This window comes from Cellvibrio japonicus Ueda107 (assembly GCF_000019225.1).
GTDB lineage: Bacteria > Pseudomonadota > Gammaproteobacteria > Pseudomonadales > Cellvibrionaceae > Cellvibrio > Cellvibrio japonicus.
Genome location: NC_010995.1, coordinates 1,380,197 through 1,401,431 on the forward strand (window position 1 = coordinate 1,380,197; position 21,235 = coordinate 1,401,431).

Annotated in this window: 16 protein-coding genes and 1 tRNA gene; 7 read left to right on the forward strand and 10 right to left on the reverse strand. The window is 54.4% G+C overall.

Translation table 11 applies throughout. From position 1 onward, the window contains the following. Positions 1-120: 120 nt before the first annotated feature. From CJA_RS05760 to CJA_RS05795, 8 genes are all read right to left on the reverse strand, one after another. On the reverse strand, positions 121-2,145 hold the full coding sequence (locus tag CJA_RS05760; RefSeq protein ID WP_012486822.1) for a vWA domain-containing protein: 2,025 nt from the start codon (positions 2,143-2,145) through the stop codon (positions 121-123). After that, the gene (locus CJA_RS05765) at positions 2,142-2,723 is read right to left on the reverse strand and encodes an RNA polymerase sigma factor (RefSeq protein WP_238526830.1); all 582 of its coding nucleotides are present in this window, start codon (positions 2,721-2,723) and stop codon (positions 2,142-2,144) included. Before CJA_RS05765 ends, CJA_RS05760 begins: the two co-directional genes overlap by 4 nt. A gap of 44 nt (positions 2,724-2,767) precedes the next feature. Continuing rightward, positions 2,768-4,723, reverse strand: coding sequence for a transglutaminase TgpA family protein (locus CJA_RS05770; protein WP_012486824.1), 1,956 nt, complete (start codon positions 4,721-4,723; stop codon positions 2,768-2,770). Further along, on the reverse strand, positions 4,720-5,712 hold the full coding sequence (locus CJA_RS20055) for a DUF58 domain-containing protein (RefSeq protein WP_012486825.1): 993 nt from the start codon (positions 5,710-5,712) through the stop codon (positions 4,720-4,722). The genes CJA_RS05770 and CJA_RS20055 overlap by 4 nt, the downstream gene beginning before the upstream one ends. A 4-nt stretch (positions 5,713-5,716) precedes the next feature. Then, positions 5,717-6,631, reverse strand: a complete 915-nt coding sequence (locus CJA_RS05780) for an AAA family ATPase (RefSeq protein ID WP_012486826.1) — start codon at positions 6,629-6,631, stop codon at positions 5,717-5,719. A 51-nt stretch (positions 6,632-6,682) separates the two neighbouring features. Then, positions 6,683-7,942: a CapA family protein gene (locus CJA_RS05785; protein ID WP_012486827.1), complete on the reverse strand. Its 1,260-nt coding sequence runs from the start codon at positions 7,940-7,942 to the stop codon at positions 6,683-6,685. Positions 7,943-8,065: 123 nt separating this feature from the next. After that, the gene (locus CJA_RS05790) at positions 8,066-9,043 is read right to left on the reverse strand and encodes a GGDEF domain-containing protein (RefSeq protein WP_012486828.1); all 978 of its coding nucleotides are present in this window, start codon (positions 9,041-9,043) and stop codon (positions 8,066-8,068) included. A 248-nt stretch (positions 9,044-9,291) separates the two neighbouring features. Beyond that, positions 9,292-9,368 (reverse strand) — tRNA-Pro (locus CJA_RS05795). Positions 9,369-9,459: 91 nt separating this feature from the next. On the opposite strand from CJA_RS05795, the gene CJA_RS05800 reads away from it, so the two are divergent. After that, positions 9,460-10,263, forward strand: coding sequence for a TatD family hydrolase (locus CJA_RS05800; RefSeq protein ID WP_012486829.1), 804 nt, complete (start codon positions 9,460-9,462; stop codon positions 10,261-10,263). Here CJA_RS05800 and CJA_RS05805 read toward each other — a convergent pair. Further along, complete coding sequence (locus tag CJA_RS05805; RefSeq protein ID WP_012486830.1) at positions 10,260-11,558, reverse strand: glycoside hydrolase family 18 protein; 1,299 nt, start codon at positions 11,556-11,558, stop codon at positions 10,260-10,262. The two genes, CJA_RS05800 and CJA_RS05805, sit on opposite strands and share 4 nt — an antisense overlap. 183 nt (positions 11,559-11,741) lie before the next feature. Here CJA_RS05805 and CJA_RS05810 point away from each other — a divergent pair, with 183 nt between their 5' ends. Then, positions 11,742-12,146, forward strand: coding sequence for a SufE family protein (locus tag CJA_RS05810; RefSeq protein ID WP_392397693.1), 405 nt, complete (start codon positions 11,742-11,744; stop codon positions 12,144-12,146). 44 nt (positions 12,147-12,190) lie between these two features. On the opposite strand, the gene tcdA is transcribed toward CJA_RS05810, so the two are convergent. Further along, positions 12,191-13,024, reverse strand: coding sequence for a tRNA cyclic N6-threonylcarbamoyladenosine(37) synthase TcdA (gene tcdA, locus CJA_RS05815; RefSeq protein ID WP_012486832.1), 834 nt, complete (start codon positions 13,022-13,024; stop codon positions 12,191-12,193). Between the two features lie 200 nt (positions 13,025-13,224). Between tcdA and CJA_RS05820 the strand changes: the two genes are divergently transcribed. The 5 genes from CJA_RS05820 (at position 13,225) to CJA_RS18560 (ending at position 21,233) form a co-directional block, all read left to right on the forward strand. After that, positions 13,225-13,854 (forward strand): response regulator transcription factor, encoded by a 630-nt coding sequence (locus tag CJA_RS05820; RefSeq protein ID WP_012486833.1) that lies wholly within the window; start codon positions 13,225-13,227, stop codon positions 13,852-13,854. A gap of 376 nt (positions 13,855-14,230) precedes the next feature. Then, positions 14,231-15,871 (forward strand): methyl-accepting chemotaxis protein, encoded by a 1,641-nt coding sequence (locus tag CJA_RS05825; RefSeq protein WP_085953164.1) that lies wholly within the window; start codon positions 14,231-14,233, stop codon positions 15,869-15,871. 43 nt (positions 15,872-15,914) lie between these two features. Continuing rightward, positions 15,915-16,778, forward strand: coding sequence for a CheR family methyltransferase (locus tag CJA_RS05830; protein WP_012486835.1), 864 nt, complete (start codon positions 15,915-15,917; stop codon positions 16,776-16,778). 13 nt (positions 16,779-16,791) lie between these two features. Next, a complete protein-coding gene (locus CJA_RS05835) occupies positions 16,792-18,093 on the forward strand; it encodes an EAL domain-containing response regulator (protein ID WP_012486836.1) in 1,302 nt (433 codons plus the stop codon). Then, positions 18,048-21,233 carry a response regulator gene (locus tag CJA_RS18560; RefSeq protein WP_012486837.1) on the forward strand — a complete coding sequence of 1,062 codons (3,186 nt, stop codon included), beginning with the start codon at positions 18,048-18,050 and terminating at the stop codon, positions 21,231-21,233. Before CJA_RS05835 ends, CJA_RS18560 begins: the two co-directional genes overlap by 46 nt. The last annotated feature ends 2 nt before the right edge of the window (positions 21,234-21,235 follow it).

Below are 21,235 nucleotides of genomic sequence, written 5' to 3' on the forward strand. Positions count from 1 at the left end.
TTACGAATATAAAACCTGTACTGCCCGAGGTATTTGGCAGTGACATGCCCCCTGGTAGTTAACCCGGTATCAGGGGGCACGATGACGTGGATGTTTAACGCTTTACACGAGGACAGATATTTACAATTCCCTGGCGATTTTGGCTTTTCTTACCAGTTGCACAAACTCTGTGCGATAGCCGTATTCATCGTTTCCCTTATTGGCTTGCGCCAATTCAATCACCTGGTCATAGGTGAAGTCGCCTGTGTATTTGCCGCCTTTCAGCAATTGGGCAAAACCGGCAACCGCCGTTGCAAACCTGGCTTCCTGTTGCAATTCGGGCGTGGCCTTGTTGTTTTTAAGCACAGGTTGTTCCAGCAATTGTGATTTATCGTTAGTGGGTAATTTGTAACGCAAGCGCACCAGGCCATATTCATTGCCGCTACTGTTGGCAGCGGTTGTCGGCGTTTGGTAGCGACCGGCTTCAAGCAGGCCGGAGTCTGTACCGACCGGGGTAATTTCATAGATAGCCGTAACCCGCTGGCCCGATCCCACGTCACCGGCATCGACCTTATCGTTGGCAAAGTCTTCGCGCTTGAGCGCGCGGGTTTCGTAACCGAGCAGGCGATATTCCGCGACGGTAGCCGGGTTAAATTCCACCTGGATTTTTACATCCCTGGCGATAGGGAAGAGGGTAGAGGTTGCTTCGTTGACCAGAACTTTTTGCGCCTCACTGAGCGTATCAATATAGGCAGCGGTGCCATTGCCGTTTTGCGCCAGGGTCTGCATCAGGGCGTCCTGGTAATTGCCCTGGCCAAAGCCCAGTACAGAGAGATAAATACCCTTAGCACGTTTGCGCTCGACAAAATCCTGCAGTGGCTCATCGCCGGTTTGGCCCACATTAAAATCACCATCGGTGGCCAGGATAATGCGGTTGACCCCCTTGGGGTTAAAGTTGGCTTCCGCTAATTGATAGGCGAGTGCAAGCCCTTCGCCACCTGCCGTGCTGCCACCGGCTTGCAGGTTATGTAAGGCCGCAAGGATTTTGCTTTTTTCCCTGACCTTGGTGGGTTCCAATACCGTGCCTGCTGCACCGGCGTAGACCACAATAGCAACCGTATCTTCGGGTTTGAGTGTGCTGAGCAATAACTCCATGGATTGCTTTACCAGCGGCAATTTGCTGGGCTCGTCCATAGAGCCGGACACATCCAGCAAAAATACCAGATTGGATTGCGGGATATGGCCGGCCGGTAATTGATAGCCCTGGATACCTATGTGCAACAGTTTGTTACCGGGTTTCCAGGGGGAATCCAGCACAGTGATATTGGTGGTGAAGGGGGTTTGCGCACTGCTGGGTAGTGGATAGCTGTAATCAAAGTAGTTAACCATTTCCTCAATACGCACGGCGTCTTTGGGGGGCAATTGGCCCTGGTTAAGCAGACGGCGGGTAAAGCTGTAGGCGGCTGTGTCCACATCAATGGAAAAAGTCGAGAAGGGATTGTCGCGTGTTGCGATCACCGGGTTGTCATCGACCTGATTAAAACGATCGCGATATTCCCGGGTGGTTGCCTGGAGGATATCTGCCGGTGCATAGGCATCGGCATGGACTGCGGCGGTAGGGGCAGCTGCCATAGGTTTTGCAGCCATTTGTGCTTCGGCCATGCGACGCTGGCGATCTGCTATGGCCTTGGCTTTGTGTTGGCGCTCTTCTGCCTGTGAAAGTTCTGCGCGCATACCTGTTACAACGATCTCCTCGATGTCGCTATGGGTATCGGCCAGATGTGCTTCCATCGGTGGTGTGGCCAGGTAACCGGGCTGGTAGTGCTGCATGAGACCCAGGCCGGCGATAACGGCAATACTGGAAGCGGCTATGCCGGAGAGGAGCGCCGGTCTTTTCCAAAAGGGATGGGGGTTGTGCGTGGAGTTTTTCATTGTGTCATTCCCGTGTTGAGTGGATTCACGGGTAAGACGCAGGCGCTGTAAAAATCCTTGGCGGTGTGCTGAAATTTTTTCGGTAGCAGAAGTTTTTTCGTCGGCCGCCGCCGATGGCTCGCTGGAAAACGCTTCCAGTGCAGCTGCGATATGGCGCGCCTTGATGGTGGCGTTAGGTGTGGCGTTGAGAGTAGCCAGCTCGTCCAATGGATGTTTTTCAGGTGATTGGGTCATAGGTTAACCCCCTCGCAAGATTGAAGGGTTTGTAGGTATTTGCGAATTTCATGCAGGCGCCAGGAGACGGTCGCCTCTTTGATATTCAGGATACTGGCCGCTTCGGCGTGGCTGAGACCTTCGCCGTGAACCAGCAGTGCGGTTTCCTTAAACCCGTCGGCCAGGGTTTCCAGTTGTTGCAATACCTGGCGTAAGTACACCGGGATATGGCTGGCATCGTCGCACAGGGCTTCGGGCACTGCGTCCAGTGGCTGTGCATCGCGTGCATGCCCCTGGCTTTTGTACCAGTCTTTGGCGCAATTGATGACCAGGCGATACAACCAGCTGCTGAAGGCCGATTCAAAACGGAATTGGCCAATACTCCGCGCCAATTTCAGGCAGGCATTCTGGGTGATGTCTTCGGCATCACTGCGCTGCCCACTCCAGCGAAAGGCAAAGCGGAACATCAGGTCATAATAATGCCCGAGCAATTGTTCAAAGGCGCTGGCGTCGCCAGCCTGGGCGCGGCGGATGAGCAGTTGCTCATCGGGCGGTGATGACATATCAGCTCCGGCAGTTGCAGCCTCCAGACTTTTCATGTGTTCCGGTAAGACGAGGGCTGTAGTGGATTCCTTGGGTAGCACTAGATTTTTTTTATCGCTTGCCGTAATGCATCCAGATATTCGTCCTGCTCCCGGTAGGCAATCTGTTCATAGAACCGGCAAATCTCCTGCAAAAGTTGCTGTAACGGCGGCTCTGCATGGGCCACGCGCGCCAGGAACTGGCCCAGGGGTTCGTCGCGCGCGCGGGTAAAGCCGCGCGGTGCAAGTTTACGCTCCAGCCGCTGGATTAAACGGGTTTCCGGGCGCAACGGATTCCAGCGGCGACGGCGAGTCATCAACCAGGCAAAAGCACCGGCAGCGACTAACCCCAGCCCGATAAGCCAGAGGGTGATACGCCAGGGTTCGCTGCCACCGAGTAGATTTTTCAACAACCCTTCCTGCGCTTTTGCGTCATAACTCAATACCCGGCGATGCCATAGGTAGACGGCTGCATCCAGCTGCATTTGCAGTTGGCGCAAGAGTGCCAGATGTTGCCATGGGGACTGAACAAGGTTTAATTCTGTGTCCGGGAGCGCGTTGTTGATGCCCTGTTCAATGCGGTTGGGTGCTACGGTTGCGGTGGGATCAATCATGTACCAGCCGCGCTCGGCGGACCAAACCTCAACCCAGGCATGGGCATCGGATTGACGTACCAGCAAGTAGTTCTCCAGGTTATTCCACATACCGCCCTGGTAGCCCACGGCGATGCGCGCCGGAATGCCTGCGCTGCGCAGCATAAAGGCAAAGCTGCTGGCGAAGTGTTCGCAAAATCCCTGTTTCGTATCGAACAGGAACTCATCAACGCTGTGCTGCCCGAGGGCTGGCGGGCGCAGGGTATAACGGAATTGTTGGTTAAACAGTTTCAGTGCGCGCTCGATAATTGCGGAATTGTCCGCCCCCTGGCGACGCCAATCCCTGATAAGTGCCTGGGTGCGTGGATTGGCACCAGCAGGAAATTGTGTGTGTTGCTGTTGCTCCGGGGGTGAGAGGTTGAAAGGGCCTGCGTGGGCGCTGTCCAGCACCGAGCTGACCTCGTAGCGCAAACGCTGGGCGATTGGGTAGCGCATCATGAGCAGGTTGTTATCGGTAATCCAGCCGGTGTGGGCACCGGTATGCAAGCGCACCGGTGTGACAAGTCCAAACAGCCAGCGCTGCCCATGGGGCTCGATGATGATACTGTAATTGGTTCGTTTCCCATCATTGGGGGCAAGCGTTTTAGTGGCCAATGGGAATTTGTCCCGTTGTGTCCAGCGGCGGCCATCGAAATGATCCATGACTAGGCCGCGCCAATAGAGTCGGGTTGGCGCCAGGGGCTCTCCCTCAAATTCCACCCGGAAGGCCGGTGCCTGGCTGGTAACCAGCTCGCTGATATCGCCTGGCTCAAGGCTGTCGCTAAAACCGGTTTGGGCTGCTTTCTGATTGGGAATCGCCCAGAGTGGGCCAAGGCGGGGAATAACTACAAACAGCACCAGCATGACCGGCAATGTATGCAGCAAGATGGCTCCACTCCGCTGCAACCCCTTACCCATGGGCTGTGCATAGTGCAGGTGGATGGCGCGCCAGCTGGCTATCAGCAGCCAGCAACAGCCAAGGCTATAAAGGGCTGCCAGGGGGGATTGGTTGAACAGTAGCTGGGTGCCGGTAGTGACAAAACCAATCATGATTAACCATTGGGCATCGCGATTGGACTTCACCTCCAGCAACTTGAGCACGAAGGCACTGAGTAGCAGTGCAACCATGGTCTCCGTTCCGACCCTGCCGGAAAAGCTGATAAAAATGCCCAGGGCACAGAGACCGATCACAATCCCCTTCAGCACCATGCCGGGTGCCCCCCAGCGGCCCAGGTACATCTGGATTCGCCAGTAGGCCACCAGGCCCCAGATAACCAGCAACCAACCTGGCAGGAAAAACAACAGCGGCAGGATAACCAGCGCCTGGGTGACCAATAGCCAGGCGAGCTTGTCGCGGCTGAGATAATCGACCCGGTGACGGTTCATGCTGCCTCCGGCAGGTTAAACAGGGCCAGGGCACTGAGCACGGCATCGAGGTGGTGGGGCCCCAGATTAGGAGAGAGTTGCAATCCGGGTAGGCGCAGGCCATAGGGAATTTGCTGTTGCTCGTAGGCCAGTGCCCAATAACACAAGCCACCCAGGCGCTCTTCCTGCGCGAGCGTGACGCTGTACCAATCCAGCCACTTTTCTGCCGAGAGATACTCCCGGTATTCCTTGGTGAATAGCCCTTTTTCCTGGGCATATTGCTTCCAGGCAATGTGCTTGGGCGAGTCACCTGCAATATAGGTGCGCAAACCGCTGAATTCATCGCCGCCAGGGCGCTCACCGGCACCCTGGTCCGTGCCATCACCCAGGGCGGCCTGGGGTTCGTCTATCGGCCGTGGCTGCGGGTAAACCAGTACCCTGGCATCCAGGCGTAGCCAGGTCCAGCAGCGAATAATCCCCAGGGGAAAGCTGCTTTGTACCAAAAGGCGCGTTGGTTGCAGGAATCCTCGATGATGGCTATCAAGCCAGAGCGTAATGCGTTGGGGCTCGCCCGGTTTAAGGCTGGCTGGCTCGGGTTCACCTTCCTCCCAGCGCAATTGGATGGCTTCACTGCCTTGTCGGTGGTCGCTGTCCAGTTCAATAACAAAGCCGGCCTTATCACCCGCAAACACCGGTTGTGCGCCGACAAAGCGGATATGGATACCGGCCAGGTTGGCATAGGCGTGAAGGATGCTCACCACCAACAAACTCACCAGCAGGTAGCTGAGCCCGAGAATCAGGTTGTTCTGGTAATTGGTACCCATGACCCAGATCACCAGGATCAATAACAGGAATAGGAAACCCTGGCGATTGGGAAAGGTATAGAGATTCTTATGGGTGAGTTTATGGCGGTGTGCCAGGGGCGCGCGGCGATCAACCCAGGTAAAAAAACGGCGGCGCCAGTACTGGCGCCAATGACTAAGGCGGGTAGTGGTGGTGTCGGCAGGCATGGTCTTAGCCCAGCACGTCCACGCTTTCGCGCAGGCGCTGTACCAGCGGTTCGCCCTGGCTGCTATGGCCGGTACCGCGCACCCGGTGGCTAACCACCGACGGCAATACGGCTTGCACGTCTTCGGGAATCAGGTAATCGCGGTGATGGATATAGGCCCAGGCCTTGGCGGCTCCCACCAATGCCAGGGCGCCGCGCGGGGACAAGCCATAGCTGAATTGACCGTCAGTGCGGGTAAAAGCCACCAGTCTTTGGACATAATCGAGCAGGGCAGGGCTGGCTTTTACCTGGTGAACCTGGTGCTGGATTGTGGCGAGCTGGTCCTTATTGACCAGGGGCTCCATGGCGCGGATACGGGCGCGCGGGTCCACCCCTTCGAACAGCAAGCGCTCGGAAGCCGGGCTGGGATAACCCAGTGAAATACGCATCAGGAAACGGTCGAGTTGGGATTCAGGCAGGGGAAAGGTACCGCTTTGCGATAAGGGATTTTGTGTGGCAATCACAAAGAAGGGCGTGGGCAGGGGGCGGCTTTTACCCTCGATAGTGACCTGGCCTTCTTCCATCGCTTCCAGCAGCGCACTTTGGGTCTTGGGTGAGCTGCGGTTGATTTCGTCGGCCAGCAATACCTGGGTGAATACCGGTCCCGGATGGAATTTAAAAACCCCTTCGTTTTTTTCGAAGATGGCAACCCCCAGGATGTCAGCAGGCAATAAATCGCTGGTGAATTGCACCCGCTCAAATTCAAGCCCGAGCACCTTGGCCAGGCAGTGGGCGAGTGTGGTTTTGCCCATGCCGGGCAGATCCTCGATCAGCAAATGGCCGCGTGCAAACAGGCAGGCGAGCGCAAGGCGCACCTGCTGGTCTTTGCCGAGCAGGACCTGGTCGATCTGGTCGATAACCTGGTTAATCAGTGGTTGCATGAAACCTTCTTACGTCAGGGCGTGTTAATCGGAAAGTGTAGAGGCAGGCTTTCAGGGTTTATACACCCAGCCATCGCCCAGGATACTGGTCGCGCGCTTATGGCGTAATTGATAGGTCTCCAGCTGTTTGCGCAAGCGAAGTTCCTGGGCCGGATCGGTAACGGATTTGAGTTGCTCGCGCAGTTGCGCGATGCGGGTATCGTTGGGGATTACACGGATAATGGTTTCTTTACTGTGACCCCTCTGGCGCTCTGCCCAATTGTTTTCGGTCCAGAGCGGTTGCGCAGACAGGTTGGCGATTTCCACGCGTTTTACACCCTTGCCGTAATCCTTGCGCAGTAAATCGAAGCGCAGTATGGCACCGTCGCGCGGATCACCCACAGCATCCTGGCTCAGTCCGGTGCGATAGAAACGGCTTTGGTTGCTGATGAAATTCCCCAGGCTGTAAATCACCGCCGCAATGCGCCCATCGCGGGTTTCATAGGCTTCTACCGGTTGCAGCACATGGGGGTGATGGCCGAGTAACACGTCGACACCGCCTTCCATTAATACGTGGGCTTCGTCGATCATGGTTTGTTGCGGTGCTGTTTCATATTCAACACCCCAGTGCAGGGAAAAGATCACCGCTTCGGCACCGGCCGCGCGTGCAGCGGCTATAGCCTCCAGGGCGGCCTTGCGCTCATAGACAAACACACAGGGCTCATTCACCCCTTTGTTAAACAGGCTGTTAAACACCTGCGATGCACCGATAAATGCCACCTTGATACCGCCCAGGTCGCGGATCTTGGCCTGGCGTGCCTCGGCGCAGCTGTTACCGGCGCCGATAAAGTCCAATGGCGATTTGCCCAGCTCGCCCAGGGTTTCGAGAAACCCGGCCCGACCCTGGTCGTACACATGGTTGTTGGCAAAGGAAACCATATCAAAACCGGTGTCGGCGAGGGATTGCAGCACGGCCGGATCGGCGTTGAACATAAAGGCTTTACTGCCCAGGTTATTAACGGGTGCTATAGGGGTTTCGAGGTTGGCAAAGGCCCAGTCAACACTGCTGATTTCATCTTTCACCCCGGCCCAGAGCGCATCGTGCCCGCCGTTGCCCCAACCCTGCCGAGCCGCTTCAGCGGCCGATTTTTTGACATCGCCATGCATCAGGATATCGCCAACCGCGGCAAAGGTAGCGCGGGCTTCCAGCTTGCCCCAGTGTTCAGGGGCGGCAGTGGGAGTTGTGCCGGGTGTTACCGGGCGGTCGCCGGGTTGGCTGCAGGCAGCGAGTAGCGTGCACAGGCACAGGAAGTAAATACTGGGCAACTTCATGGACGATCCTTGGGGGCGATAAAGGGAAGAAATCATCAGTGACAATTTGGCGAGAATAGCAGGCTGGCCACCAGGGGCGTGGGTAAAAGTTCAAAGAAAGGTTAACTGCCGGTTTGCTATGCCCTAGTGGGCGCAGACAACCCGATTGCGTCCCAGCTGCTTGGCCTGGTAGACAGCCTTGTCGGCGCGATTAAACCAACCGTCCAGCGTCTCGTTGGGCTTGAGCTCGGCGCAGCCGAACGACGCCGTGATTTCGCCTTCCGGGGCGTTGAGTTCGAGGCTGATATTCACACGCAACTGCTCCGCGAACAGGCGCGCTTCCTCAAGCTGGGTATTGCGTGCCAGCACGATAAATTCTTCCCCGCCGAAACGGAAGGCGCGATCGGTAGTGCGTATGCGGCGGGTTATCAGCTGTGCAAGGTTTTGCAATATCTCGTCGCCGATACTATGGCCAAACTTGTCGTTAATTTGCTTGAAGTAATCCAGGTCAAAAATAATCAGGGTGGCGGGTGTCTGGTTGCGTTGGAAATCATCCAGGCACTGTTTAAGCGTCTGGTTCAGTGCGCGGCGGTTAGCCAGCTCGGTGAGAGGGTCCTGGCTGGCGGATTTTTCCAGGAGTGCGCGCTGGCGCTCGGTTTGGAGGGCGAACACATAGGCGAGCGAAGTAGAGAAAAGCAGGCTGGCAATCATGGCCATTGCATCGACCATATTGGGCAAACGCAGAGCGAGAGGGACAAGTGCACTGATTGCCAACAGATTGGCAATGAGAGCATTAAGGGCTCGCAGTAAAAAGACGTTGGCAAAGATTGCAGGAAAAACCCAGAACACAAACAGTGGGCTGTTCAAATAGGCAACTACAACAGCACCGGCGGTATAAAGGGACGCAGCAATTGTCAGGTTGGATTGCGCCACACGGCGTTGATGATGGGCAACCCAGGCATTTAACAGGGCAACGCTCACAATGCCCACATCCAGAAGGGCATGCAGGTATTCGCCCTGCAGGTAGCGCATCACCGCAAACGGACTGATACCCACCAGTGACAGCAGGCCAAAAAACTTCACCAATCCCAATTCAAATTTCAGGGTGCGCTCGTCGAGCATGGGCATGTATCCTCTGTACTTCCATGGATGCTGGCCCGCAAAACCGATCGGTCATGGCGAGCCAATGCTCACGCCAGCAGTAATAACTGCCCGGGTATCCTGAACCACTGATAGGGTGGGCGATGCTGGTGGGCAGATGTTATGGATTATGTCTGCCAGGGCAAATTGTATTTAGTGTTTTACGTTTGCCGGCCGGTAACCCCGGTGATACTGGGGCTGGCCTGTGGGGGTGAAACCCGGTGTAAAAATGGTCGGAGTGAGAGGATTCGAACCTCCGGCCCCTGCTTCCCGAAAGCAGTGCTCTACCGGGCTGAGCTACACTCCGCAAAAAAGAGCGCAGATTCTAGGGGCTTTCCGGCGATTTTTGTAGCCCCTGGGGACAAGATTTTTATCGGTCGAGCCGACGGGAGCCCTCGATGTTGTTTGATACCCATTGCCACCTGGATTTCGACGAGTTTGATGGCGACCGCGCCGCTGTGTGGCAATCCTGTCGCGATAGCGGGGTGGTGAAATTGATGATTCCGGGCGTGACGCCGGGCAACCAATGGGACAGGTCCGGGCGTTTGGCAGAGCAGGAGCCTGGTATTTATTACAGCCTGGGGGTGCATCCCTGTTGGTTGACCCCCTGGCACAATACCCCGGTGGGCCAGGTGATGGCTGGCTGGTCTGCCGATATTGATCGACACCTGCAATCTCCCCAATGCCGGGCACTGGGGGAAACCGGCCTGGATAAGCGCATAGAGACTTCCCTGGCGGTGCAGGTGGACTGGTTTGAGTGGCATCTCACCCTGGCGCAGCAGCATCGGCGCCCGTTAATACTCCACTGCGTTCACGCCCATGCCGAATTGTTGGCATTGCTCAAACGCAATAAGCCTGTAGCCGGTGGCGTGGTACACGCCTTTAATGGCAGCTATGACATTGCACGTGAGTATTGGAGCCTGGGGATTTATCTGGGTATTGGCGGCACCATTACCTACGCGCGCGCCAATAAAACGCGCAATGCGGTACAGCGGATGCCATTGGAAGCCCTGGTGCTGGAAACCGATGCGCCGGATATGCCGCTGCAGGGGCGGCAAGGCCAGCGCAACAGTCCGGTGTTTTTAACCGATGTAGCCACTTGCCTGGCGCAATTACACAACCAGTCCCTGGCGGTGATTGCGCAGCAAACCTACAGCAACAGTTGTCGCCTGTTTGGATTAACGGAAAACCATAACCGTTAAGGCGAGGTTGCTGTTTTTTCCCGATAGAGAATATCCAGCAGGCCTTCTTTATCCTTATCGCCCGGCAATTGCCAGAACATAACACCACCCAGCCCGTGCTGTTTGGCATAACGCATTTTTTGCGTCACCGAGCGTTTATCATCAAAGGTGGCAAAGGTTTTGGTTGCAGCGTTATACACATAAGGGGCTTGGGCTGTCTCGTCCCAAAAATAGCTAAAACCCTGTTCGCGACCGAAATGGGTTTCATAGTCCTTGAAGTTGACCCCGTCTACATGGGTGCCTGCTTGATAAAGCCCGTTATTGGTCGGTTCAACAGCTTGCCAAACCCGCGCATAAAACGCTGCACCTATCACAATTTTTTGCGGAGGAACCCTGTTCCTTAATAAAAAGCGCACGGCATTATCGGTGGAATCCTTTTGCTGGTCGGTGGAGAACAGCGCTGTGTGATGGCCAGTATGCGGTGTGCCGCCATTGACCATGTCGTAACTCATCAGGTTAACGCTATCCAGCAGCGGCATAATCACTTCCCAGTCCACGGCCTGTTCCAGGTAGCTATCAAAACCGCCGGCGGCAAAACTCAACTCATAATGCTCGCCCAGGGTTGCACGCAGTGCTTGTATCAGTGCGGTAAAGTTGGGTTTATCCTGTGGACCATAGGCATGGCCGGGATAACCCGGTACGGTGGGATATTCCCAATCTAGGTCCAGGCCGTCGCCGCTGTATTGTTTGAGCAGCGCGAGGGTGGAGTCAGCAAAAGCCTGGCGATTCTCCGCGCTGCCGAACACGGCAGAGCAGGTTTCACAGCCGCCCCAGCCACCCAGTGACAGCAAAACTTTGAGCTGTGGGTGTTGCTGTTTTAACGCTACCAGCTGTTTAAAGGTGCGGATATCCTGCTCGTTATCAAACGCCAGCTTATTGCCCTGCAAGTGTAAAAAGCTATAGATGATGTGTGTTAACTGGCTAACGTCATACCGCTCCAGGTCACTGCCATCGCCCATGTAGTAAGCAATGATTTTGACTTCATGGGCTTTATATCCATGATGGTGGTGGTCGTGATTGTGATCATGGTGATGGCCATGGTCATCGTGGTTAGCCTGTGTTGATGCAACACTGGTTGTTGATGTGAAGGATGCTTGGGTGGGGTTCATCGCAGAATCGGGGGTATCGCCCTGGCAGCCGCTGAGTAATGCCAGTACACCCAGGCAGGTAGCCAGGTATAGCCAGCGCAAACGATAAACAACATTGCCTGGTTTCGGCGTTGAACCAAATCCGGGCATGGGTGGGTGAATTTGCATAATATCCCTCGAAAGTCAGTTGCTAGATGCACGCTCGAGAGACAGTAGTGTGGTATTCGTTGTTGTAATAGTGGCCGTATTCTACGCGATTATTGCCTGCGGGTGAAAATCCATTAGCGCGTAAAGATTATTAAAGTCCTGGTGGTTTACCCCCTATAATCTGCCCCTGTTTTTATAGTGTGGATGCTCCCTGTGATTGATAGCGATGACTTTTCTGCGGTTTCGCTCACCCTGTTGGCAAGTGCCGAAGGATGGCAGCAGCAATATAAATTGATTATCGATTGGGGTAAGGCAATTCCAGCCAAACCGACTATTCGAACGCCCGAACATCGCATCCAGGGGTGTGAACTTCCGCTTTGGCTTGCACATAAACAATGTAACGGGGTGCATTATTTTGCCCTGGACGCAGACAGTAATGTGATTAAAGGCCTGGCTTCGCTGGTATTAGCCCAGGTGAATGGCACCTCGCCGGTTCCACATCCAGCGGCCGCACTACAGCAATTGGGTTTGGAAAAACACCTGACACCTTCGCGCAATAATGGATTAAAGGCGATTATTGCGCGGGTTGAACAACTGCTGGCTGGATAATCGAAAGCTGCCCATGATGTTTTGCAGCAGCTTACCGAAACGCGTTATTCCTGCCCCGATACTTTTGCCAGGTACCGCTCAATCGCCCGCGTGGCTGCCAAAAATCCGAAACTGCCGGTAACCATGACACTGGAACCAAAACCGCCGGTGCAATCCAGCTTTACGCCGTCTTGTAGAACCTGTTTGGTCATGCACACGCTGCCGTCGGGTTTGGGGTAGACCATTTGCTCGTCGGAATAAATGGCATCCACGCGAAATTTGCGATTGGGGTCGCGCGAAAAATGGTAATGGCGAAATAATTGGGTGCGAATCTTATGCAACATGGGATCGCCCTGGGTATGCCCCAGGTCTGCGACACGCACCCGCTGGGGATCGCGCTTGCCACCGGAGGAGCCCACCGTGACCAGGCGCACTTTAATTGCCAGGCAATAGGCCACCAGTGCCGCTTTGATATGCGCCGCGTCCATGGCATCAATCACTACATGGTGTTGGGGGCTGATAAGTTCGCGCACATTGTCGCGTGCCAGGAAGTCCTCGATGCAGTGAAGGCGTATGTCAGGATTGATGTCGCGCAAGCGCGCGGCAATCACCTGGTTTTTGGACTGCCCGAGGTTGGAAGCCAGGGCATGGGATTGACGATTGGTGTTGGTAATACAGACTTCATCCATTTCAATCAGCGTCAACTCGCCGATGCCCGAGCGCGCCAGGGCTTCTGCCGCCCAGGTGCCGACACCGCCGAGGCCAACCACGACAAAATGTGCCTGAGCCAAAGCCGCCAGGGACGCCTGGCCATAGAGCCGGGCGATGCCGCCAAAGCGCTGCAGATAGGCGGGTGACAGGGAAGCGGGTGATAGGGTTGGCGTCGAAGTATCGGGCATGTTGAAACCTGCTGGATAAGGGTGGCGTCGGTGGCCAAACTAGCCGTGCGGCGCGCGTTTTAACCAACTCAGGCGACAAATGCAAGCCATTCCCGGCAATGCAGGCCGCAGATAAACAGCACTGCGTAGATTTGGGTGCTAAACTCCAGGCATCTGATCTGTACCCATAACAATATCTTGCGGGTTGCGATAAACCAGCCATGACCTATAACCCTCTGCTGCCACAGGTTTACCTGATTGACGATGACGCCATCACCCTTGCCCTGATGGAAGGTCTTGTTGACCCCCTTGGTGTCCAGGCCCAGTGTTTTGCCCGCGCCGAGGACTTTCTGGTCAACTATCGTCCCGGTTTGTGCGAGTGTGTGGTCACGGATATGCGTATGCCGGGGGTGAGTGGGCTGCAATTGCACAAAAGGTTACTGCAGCTGCACGACATAGCACCGCCACTGATTATTGTGACCGGCTATGCCGAGGTCAGTGCGGCGGTGGAGGCTATGAAGCAGGGCGCTTTTGATTTTGTGGAAAAACCTATCCAGGGGCATCAGTTCCTGGAAAAAATCCAGGCGGCCCTGACGCTTAGTCGCGAACTCCACCAGCAGCGCCAGGCATTGGCCACGCGCCAGGCGCGCCTGGCACTGCTTACGCCCAAGGAGCAGGAAATCCTGCAGGGTATTTTGCAGGGGTTATCCAGTAAGGAAATAGCAGCTGGATTGGGTTTGAGTGTTCGCACAGTAGAAAACCACCGTGCACGTTTGATGGACAAATTGCATGTCAAATCTGCCATTGAACTGATGCGTGATTTTATGCAGCCTGCCGGTTCGCTGACCTGAATCTATTGTGTCTGTAATTCCCCCCAGATCATTCCGCTTAAACCAACGCGGGGGATAATCCCCCAATTCCGCTGAGTAATTTTACTCTAACGACCCCAGCAGTGATTTCGGGATACTGGCGTTATTGTCATGAACTGCGCCAGGCATAGGCCGGCAACCCGAGTACAAATATTCATGATGAGTTTTGCGCCATTTTTTTGTGCAACCCTATGAAAAGCCTGTCGCCTGTATTTCCCTGACTATAGTTATTGAATCGCCGTTTAGGGGCTGATATGGCAGGGGGTTATTCCTTGGCCATGTTTTGCTCTTCAGGGATATTCAGTCAGCGACTGAATCGTCAATAACTAATGAGGATAAGTTCAAGATGAAATGGTTTATGAAGCTCAGACTGGCGCAGAAACTCCTGACAACATTTGTAACCCTGGCATTGATTACTGCCGGTGTCGGATTTTACGGTTTGCAAAATATTGTCCATGTCGGTGGACTGATGCGCGCCATGTATACCGATAACTTGGTAGCAGTGGATAACCTCTCTAACTCCTATGGTCGTTTTCTGGTGTACACCCGCGCTGTGACACGGATGCCAACCCAGGAGCCGGACGATATTCGTGCAACCCAGGAGCGCATGGTAAATCACTGGGCTAATTCCGAAGCGGCCATGGAAAAGTTTCGCCAGAGTCCGATCAGTGCAGAGGAGCAAGCATTGCTCGATAAGCTGGAGGCCAACAAAAAAGTCTATCTGCAATATGTGGAACAGCTTGGTGCATTATTGATCGGCCGCAAAATTGCCGAAGCTAACGAACTGAGTGTCAATGAACTGCGCCTGACCAGCTATGAAATTGAACAGGCTTATACCGAGTTAATTGACAACAACAACAAACAAGCGGCAGCGGCAGATCAGGAAGGCCAGGCAACTGTGGCTGAAATGCGTGTGGTCATGATCAGCGTTATTGTGGTTTCCATGTTGCTCGCCATCGGTTTTGGTTTATTGGTCACGCGTATTATTACCCGCCAGTTAGGGGGAGAACCGGATTATGCCAGTGATGTTGTGCGTCGTATTGCCGAAGGTGACCTCACGGTAGATATCGCATTGCGCAAAGGTGATAGCGCCAGCTTGCTGGCGGCTATGGGCAATATGGTGAATCGCCTGACGGACGTGATTGGCCAGGTGGCCAGTTCGGCTGATGCCTTGGCAGCGGCCTCGGAACAGGTATCCGCATCTTCGAGTACGCTTGCACAAAATGCGACTGAACAGGCAACCAGTGTTGAGCAGACCAGTGCCTCCATGGAGGAAATTTCGGCAACGGTTGCGCAAAACGCCGAGAATGCCAGTGTGACTGATGGCATCGCTTCCAAATCTTCCCGCCACACACAGGAAGGCGGTGAGGCCGTGCGTCAAACGGTAGATGCGATGAAATCCATTGCAGACAAAATCGGGATTATTGATGACATTGCCTACCAAACCAATTTGCTGGCATTGAACGCTGCTATTGAGGCAGGACGTGCCGGTGAGCACGGGCGCGGTTTTGCGGTTGTCGCTGCCGAGGTGCGCAAGCTGGCAGAGCGCTCCCAAGTGGCTGCGCAGGAAATTGGCACCTTGGCAACGTCCAGTGTGCAAACGGCAGAGCAGGCGGGGCGTCTCTTGGGCGAAATGGTTCCATCGATTGCCAAAACGGCTGATCTGGTAAAAGAAATTGCCGCTGCATCCCAGGAGCAGCGCGCCGGGTTGGATCAGATCAATCTGGCTATTACCGAACTCTCACGCACGACGCAAACCAATGCTTCTGCCTCGGAAGAATTGACGGCGACTGCTGAAGAAATGAGTGCCCAGGCATTACAACTCAAATCGGTGATGGGGTTCTTCCGCACTGAGCGCAGCCTGGCAGAGCAACACTACCAGGCCCGCGGTAATTTCCGCCCCAGGCGCAATGCCCCTGCACCAGCCGACACCCGGACCACACGCGCCAAACGCGACCTGGATGATGACGACCTCAATGACAAGTTTGTGAATTTTTAATCGGCCACCTGACTAAATATCAATCGGAGTTAATCACTGCATTATGAACAAGGCCATCAGCCCAGCCAGCTTCCAACAGATCCGCGATTATGTGTACCAGGTCGCGGGGATTGTGATTGGCGCGGAGAAGACCGCTATGGTAACCAGCCGTCTCTGGCGTCGCCTGGAGGCAACGGGCTGTGCTGATTATGAGGCCTATCTTGCTTTTCTCCGCACCAATGCCGGTGAAAGGGAGCGCAGTTTGATGCTGGATTTACTGACGACCAACGAAACCTATTTTTTTCGCGAACAGGCACATTTCAAACACCTTGCGGAACAGATCCTGCCTGCCATCCACCATCGCCCGGTGCGGATCTGGTGTGCAGCGGCCTCTACCGGCGAAGAAGCCTATAGCCTGGCGATGGTGTTGGCCGAGCAATGCGGATGGGATGGCTGGGATTTATTGGCAACGGATATTTCCAGTAAAGCCTTAACCCAGGCCGAGCACGGTTTGTATCGCATGGAGCGGCTGGAAAATATGTCGCCGCATTATCTCAAAACCTATTGCTTGCGCGGTGTTAACGAATTCAACGGGCAGATGGCCATCAATGCCAAATTGCGCGCACGTGTACGTTTTGCCCGGCACAATTTATTGCAGCCACTGATAGGCCATAACCTGTTTGATGTTATTTTTTTGCGCAATGTATTGATTTATTTTGATCAGCCCACCAAGGCGCGTGTGATTAATCATGCGTTGGCCCGTTTGCGTCCCGGCGGCTGGTTGATTCTCGGCCATTGTGAGAGCCTGATGGGAATGCAGATGTCCCTGGTACAGGAGGCGCCTTCAATTTATCGAAAACAGCCGCATAGTGGTGATAGTGCTGCTGTTATTAACACAAGGCGATTACCTGCCTGTGAGTCAGCCTGAGCAGGTCCTGTTAATGATTTCATTTAACCAATCTCCGCTGTTGGTGGCAGATATCCAGTTGTCATCCGAGATCCTGGCGCAGGGTGTCCTGGTGGTCGATGATTCCGGATTGCAGCGTGCCAGTGCGGTCAATTGCTTGCAGCAATTGGGCATTGACAAGATTTATGAAGCCGGCGATGGCCAGGACGCGCTTACAATTCTCTATAGCCTGCCGCAACAGCCAGCCGTTATGTTGTTGGATCTGGAATTGCCGGGGCTGGATGGTATTGAAGTATTACAGCGTTTGCAGGGTGCAATACGGCGCCCCGAAATTATCCTGGTGAGCAGTTCCGATGAGGTATTGATCGGCGCAGTGGCAACCATGGCGGAGGCAATCGGTATTCCATTGCTGGGTGCCTATCGCAAACCCATGACACCGGATATGTTGGCTCGTGCACTGGAACGTTATGGCCAGTGGCATCCGCAAACAAAACCGGTCGCTCAGCCGCGGCCAGCTCCCGGGTCGGATCAATTGCAGCAGGCAATTGCACAGCGCAGGATAATTCCCTATTACCAACCCAAATTAAATTTGCAGCAGCCGCAATTAGCGGGATGGGAAGCTCTGGCGCGTTGGCCCCTTGCTAACGGCTTTGGTTATTCTCCGGCAGAATTTATTCCCCAGGCTGAGCGTGAAGGTAAAATTGCCGAATTGACATTGAGTCTGCTGGAACAAGTGCTGGAAGATATACAAACCTGGCAGGCTCAGGGAATTCATACGTCGGTAGCGATTAATTTGTCCGCCAGTTCATTAACCCAGGTCGATCTGGCCAATGATATTATCCAGCGTGTTGCCGCTGCCGGGATTAACCCGCGCCAACTCAGCTTTGAGATGACCGAAAGCGCACTCATTATGGATTTACCGGCAGCGCTGGCAACGATTAGCCGCCTGCGCTTGAAAGGTTTTGGCTTTAGTATTGATGACTATGGCACCGGTTTTTCATCCATGCAGCAGTTGTCTCGCTTTCCTTTTACCGAATTAAAAATTGATCGCAGTTTCGTACAGGAAGCACCGCGCCAGCAGCATGTGCGCGAAATACTCCAGTCGGCCGTGGATATGGGACGGCGAATGGGGATTACCAGCGTAGCAGAAGGGGTAGAAACGCTGGAGGAATTGCAATTATTGCGCGCTATCGGATGTCGGCAAGTACAGGGTTTTTTAATTGCTCACCCTATGCCTGCCGCACAAATTCCCCTGTGGTTGGCACAGGAACTTAATAATAAACTCACTTTATGCAGACCACAGAACATGGAGACTCCCGCGTCTTCCGGGCATTAAATCCAACCATTGTTCTCGCCGGTTTGGCGATGGGATTGCTGTTACTGATCAGCGGATTATCCCTGCGCCATATAAAAAACAACCAGCAACAGGTTATTGGCGAACACCTGCAAGCCTCCCTCAATTCCGTAACCGAACAATTATTATTCTGGCAGCGCCAGCATCTGGGTGGACTGCGTATTATTATCCAGTCTCCTGTCGGGGCTCCGCTTATCCGGGAACAACTTCGTGCCGGAGTACCAGACAATACGCAGCGCAAGGCATTGCATGACTGGCTGTGGCCGATCCTTGATGGACAGCATATCGATGGCTTTTTCCTGGTGAATATGGAGCACTATTTAATTGATGCCAGTACCGAATCCTATATTGGGCGAAAGGTACAATTGGCGGAAACCCAATTAACGCTCAATAAAGCGCTTGCCCGACGCCCCAATATTTCCCATCCCGCTGCAGTACCCTATGCCATGGAGGGGCCCCGCGGCCACAAGCCTGCGGGGACTTTGATCCAGAATATGTGTGCCCTGGTTGAAGAGGATGGGCAGCCATTGGGTTATGTGTGTTTGCGATTTAATTCACAAAGCAGTTTTTTTCCGTTGATCAGCAGTGGCCGTGTCGGTCAGAGCGGTGAGATTTATGCCATTGCCGCAAGCGGTAAATTAATCAGCCCCAGTCGGTTTAACAACACTGCGAATATCCACGTGAGCGAGCAGGGCGATGCAATCCAGGTGCGCGAACTCTATGCGCGTGAACCGGGTATCCATGGACAGCAGAGGCCGCTGACGCGCATGGCGGCAGCATTGATTGCGCGCAATGATGTATCGCTGTTAATGGATTATCGCGACTATCGCGGGGTTGCTGTAGTGGGGGCGGGCCGTTGGCTGGAAGACCTGGATATGGGCATTATTGTTGAGCAGGATTTGGATGAGGCATTTGCTTCCTATACCGTTGCACGTAATTTGGTGATTGGTTTAAGCCTGAGTGCAATTACCCTGATTCTGTTGCTAACCCTTAGTGCCATGATTAATCGTCGGCGCCTTGCCAAGCGGGAGGGGCATTTTCGCTCCTTGTTAAACCATATTCCCGCACCCGTGTATATGTGTGCCCTGGATGGTACTTTGACTGTGGTTAATCCCGCATTTTGCGCGTTGGTCAATATTGTAAAAAGCGATTTGCTTGGGCAACCCTTGCGGGCTATGGCGGCTCCCCGTTGGTTATCGCCGTTGTTGTCAACCATGGAACGGGCGATTGCAAAAAGGGGCTTGAGTGATGTTCATCTGGTGCTGCGAACACCGACCGGTGAGCAAAAATATTTCCATGTGCTGCATTTCCCGGTGGTTTATGAAGCCAGTGGGGCGTATGAGGCCCTAGCCTGTTTTATTCTCGACGAAACCGAACGCCTGGTTGCCAATCAACATATGGAGAATATCAACCAGCGTTTGGAACAATTGGTCGATGAGCGCACGGTTGAATTAATCCAGGCCAAGGAAGAGGCCCTGGCTGCGTCCCGTGCCAAGGCGGATTTCCTTGCCAACATGAGCCATGAAATCCGCACCCCCCTGAATGCCATTATCGGTTTGGCCCACGTAGCCCTGGCGATGGAGATGAATCCAAACCTGCGCAATTATCTGCAGAAAATGCGCGCCTCGGGTGAACACTTGCTGGAAGTGATTAACGATATCCTGAATTTCTCCCGCCTCGAAGCGGGCAAGCTCAAACTGGATCAGGTGGAATTTGCCCTGGTGGATGTCATCCAGCGTGCAATTAATCTGGTGTCTGATAAAGCCGAGGCCAAGGGACTGTCATTGCAGGTAGAAATAGCACCGGAAATTAGCCCCTGGCTCAAAGGTGATCCGCTACGTCTGGGACAGATATTAATTAACCTCTGTGCCAACGCTGTGAAGTTTACGGATCAGGGGTGTATACAACTGCTTGTACAACAAAAAGCCCGTCGTGGAGATGCCATCAACCTGATCATTGACGTGCGCGATACGGGAATTGGGATTGCCCCCGGATTGCTGGCCAGCCTTTTTCAGCCCTTCCACCAGGTGGACAATTCCAACACCCGCCGCTTTGAGGGCACAGGCTTGGGATTGGCGATTTGCAAAAGTCTGGCTGATTTAATGGATGCGCACTTGTCAGTTGAGAGTGAAATGGGAAAGGGGAGTTGTTTCCGGTTGGATATTTGGCTGGATGCTGCAGAGGGCCGCGGTCAGGCCAATGGCCTTGAGCGTGCACTGCTTTCCACACGGGAGCAGGAATGCGCACTGTGTGGTCGGGTATTGGTTGTAGAAGATAATTCACTCAATCAGGAGATTGCCCAGACATTACTGCAAACCTGGGGATGCGCAGTCACCCTGGCGGATAATGGCAGTGAAGCGCTGGCGCTGGCAGCACAGGCGCTGCCGGACCTGGTGCTAATGGACATACAACTGCCGGGCATGGACGGCCTGGAAACCAGCCGCCGCCTGCGCCAGTTACCGGGAGCCGCCAGGCTGCCCATTGTTGCCCTGACTGCTAACGCCTTGCCCGGGGACCGTGAAGCCTATCTGGCGGCAGGTATGGATGATTACATCGCCAAGCCCATAGATCCCAGGCAATTGTATCTATTGCTGCAGCGCTGGCTAAGTCCGCGCCAGCCATCCCAACCTGACACAAGGCCTCATCAACAAGGCGCGTCGCCCTGGTTGATTCGCCCCGGGAGTGCGATTCCCCCTAATGCGGTAATGCCTGAGCCTGTACTTTCGCTCCCGGTGTTCAGCCTTGATACCTTTGCGGCATTGGAACAAGCCGGATTGGATACCCGGGGAGCCCTGGGGCGATTGATGAATAAATATGGTCTCTACTACAAGTTGCTGGTGCGCTTTGCCACAGAGCGTAACCAATTTCCTGCTGAGTTGACCCAGGCATTGGATGAGGGCGATAACACGGCGGCACTCAATCAGGTGCACGGCCTGAAGTCATTGGCCGGTAGTCTGGGAATGCTCGAACTGGCAGGCATTGCTGCCGATTGTGAACAGCAATTAAATCAGGGGGCCCTCGCGCCGGATAGTCTGGATAAGTTGAGCATATTGCTGCGCGATATGGTGACCTTGATCAATGCCTGGTTACAGCAATTGGACGCTGTAGAATTGCCTGGCTGAGC

What these genes read in the sequence shown, in the direction of transcription:
- CJA_RS05760 (WP_012486822.1), bottom strand. Translation starts at nt 2,145, where the DNA reads ATGACCCAATCACCTGAAAAACATCCATTGGACGAGCTGGCTACTCTC.
- CJA_RS05765 (WP_238526830.1), bottom strand. Translation starts at nt 2,723, where the DNA reads ATGAAAAGTCTGGAGGCTGCAACTGCCGGAGCTGATATGTCATCACCG.
- CJA_RS05770 (WP_012486824.1), bottom strand. Translation starts at nt 4,723, where the DNA reads ATGAACCGTCACCGGGTCGATTATCTCAGCCGCGACAAGCTCGCCTGG.
- CJA_RS20055 (WP_012486825.1), bottom strand. Translation starts at nt 5,712, where the DNA reads ATGCCTGCCGACACCACCACTACCCGCCTTAGTCATTGGCGCCAGTAC.
- CJA_RS05780 (WP_012486826.1), bottom strand. Translation starts at nt 6,631, where the DNA reads ATGCAACCACTGATTAACCAGGTTATCGACCAGATCGACCAGGTCCTG.
- CJA_RS05785 (WP_012486827.1), bottom strand. Translation starts at nt 7,942, where the DNA reads ATGAAGTTGCCCAGTATTTACTTCCTGTGCCTGTGCACGCTACTCGCT.
- CJA_RS05790 (WP_012486828.1), bottom strand. Translation starts at nt 9,043, where the DNA reads ATGCTCGACGAGCGCACCCTGAAATTTGAATTGGGATTGGTGAAGTTT.
- CJA_RS05800 (WP_012486829.1), top strand. Translation starts at nt 9,460, where the DNA reads ATGTTGTTTGATACCCATTGCCACCTGGATTTCGACGAGTTTGATGGC.
- CJA_RS05805 (WP_012486830.1), bottom strand. Translation starts at nt 11,558, where the DNA reads ATGCAAATTCACCCACCCATGCCCGGATTTGGTTCAACGCCGAAACCA.
- CJA_RS05810 (WP_392397693.1), top strand. Translation starts at nt 11,742, where the DNA reads ATGCTCCCTGTGATTGATAGCGATGACTTTTCTGCGGTTTCGCTCACC.
- tcdA (WP_012486832.1), bottom strand. Translation starts at nt 13,024, where the DNA reads ATGCCCGATACTTCGACGCCAACCCTATCACCCGCTTCCCTGTCACCC.
- CJA_RS05820 (WP_012486833.1), top strand. Translation starts at nt 13,225, where the DNA reads ATGACCTATAACCCTCTGCTGCCACAGGTTTACCTGATTGACGATGAC.
- CJA_RS05825 (WP_085953164.1), top strand. Translation starts at nt 14,231, where the DNA reads ATGAAGCTCAGACTGGCGCAGAAACTCCTGACAACATTTGTAACCCTG.
- CJA_RS05830 (WP_012486835.1), top strand. Translation starts at nt 15,915, where the DNA reads ATGAACAAGGCCATCAGCCCAGCCAGCTTCCAACAGATCCGCGATTAT.
- CJA_RS05835 (WP_012486836.1), top strand. Translation starts at nt 16,792, where the DNA reads ATGATTTCATTTAACCAATCTCCGCTGTTGGTGGCAGATATCCAGTTG.
- CJA_RS18560 (WP_012486837.1), top strand. Translation starts at nt 18,048, where the DNA reads ATGCAGACCACAGAACATGGAGACTCCCGCGTCTTCCGGGCATTAAAT.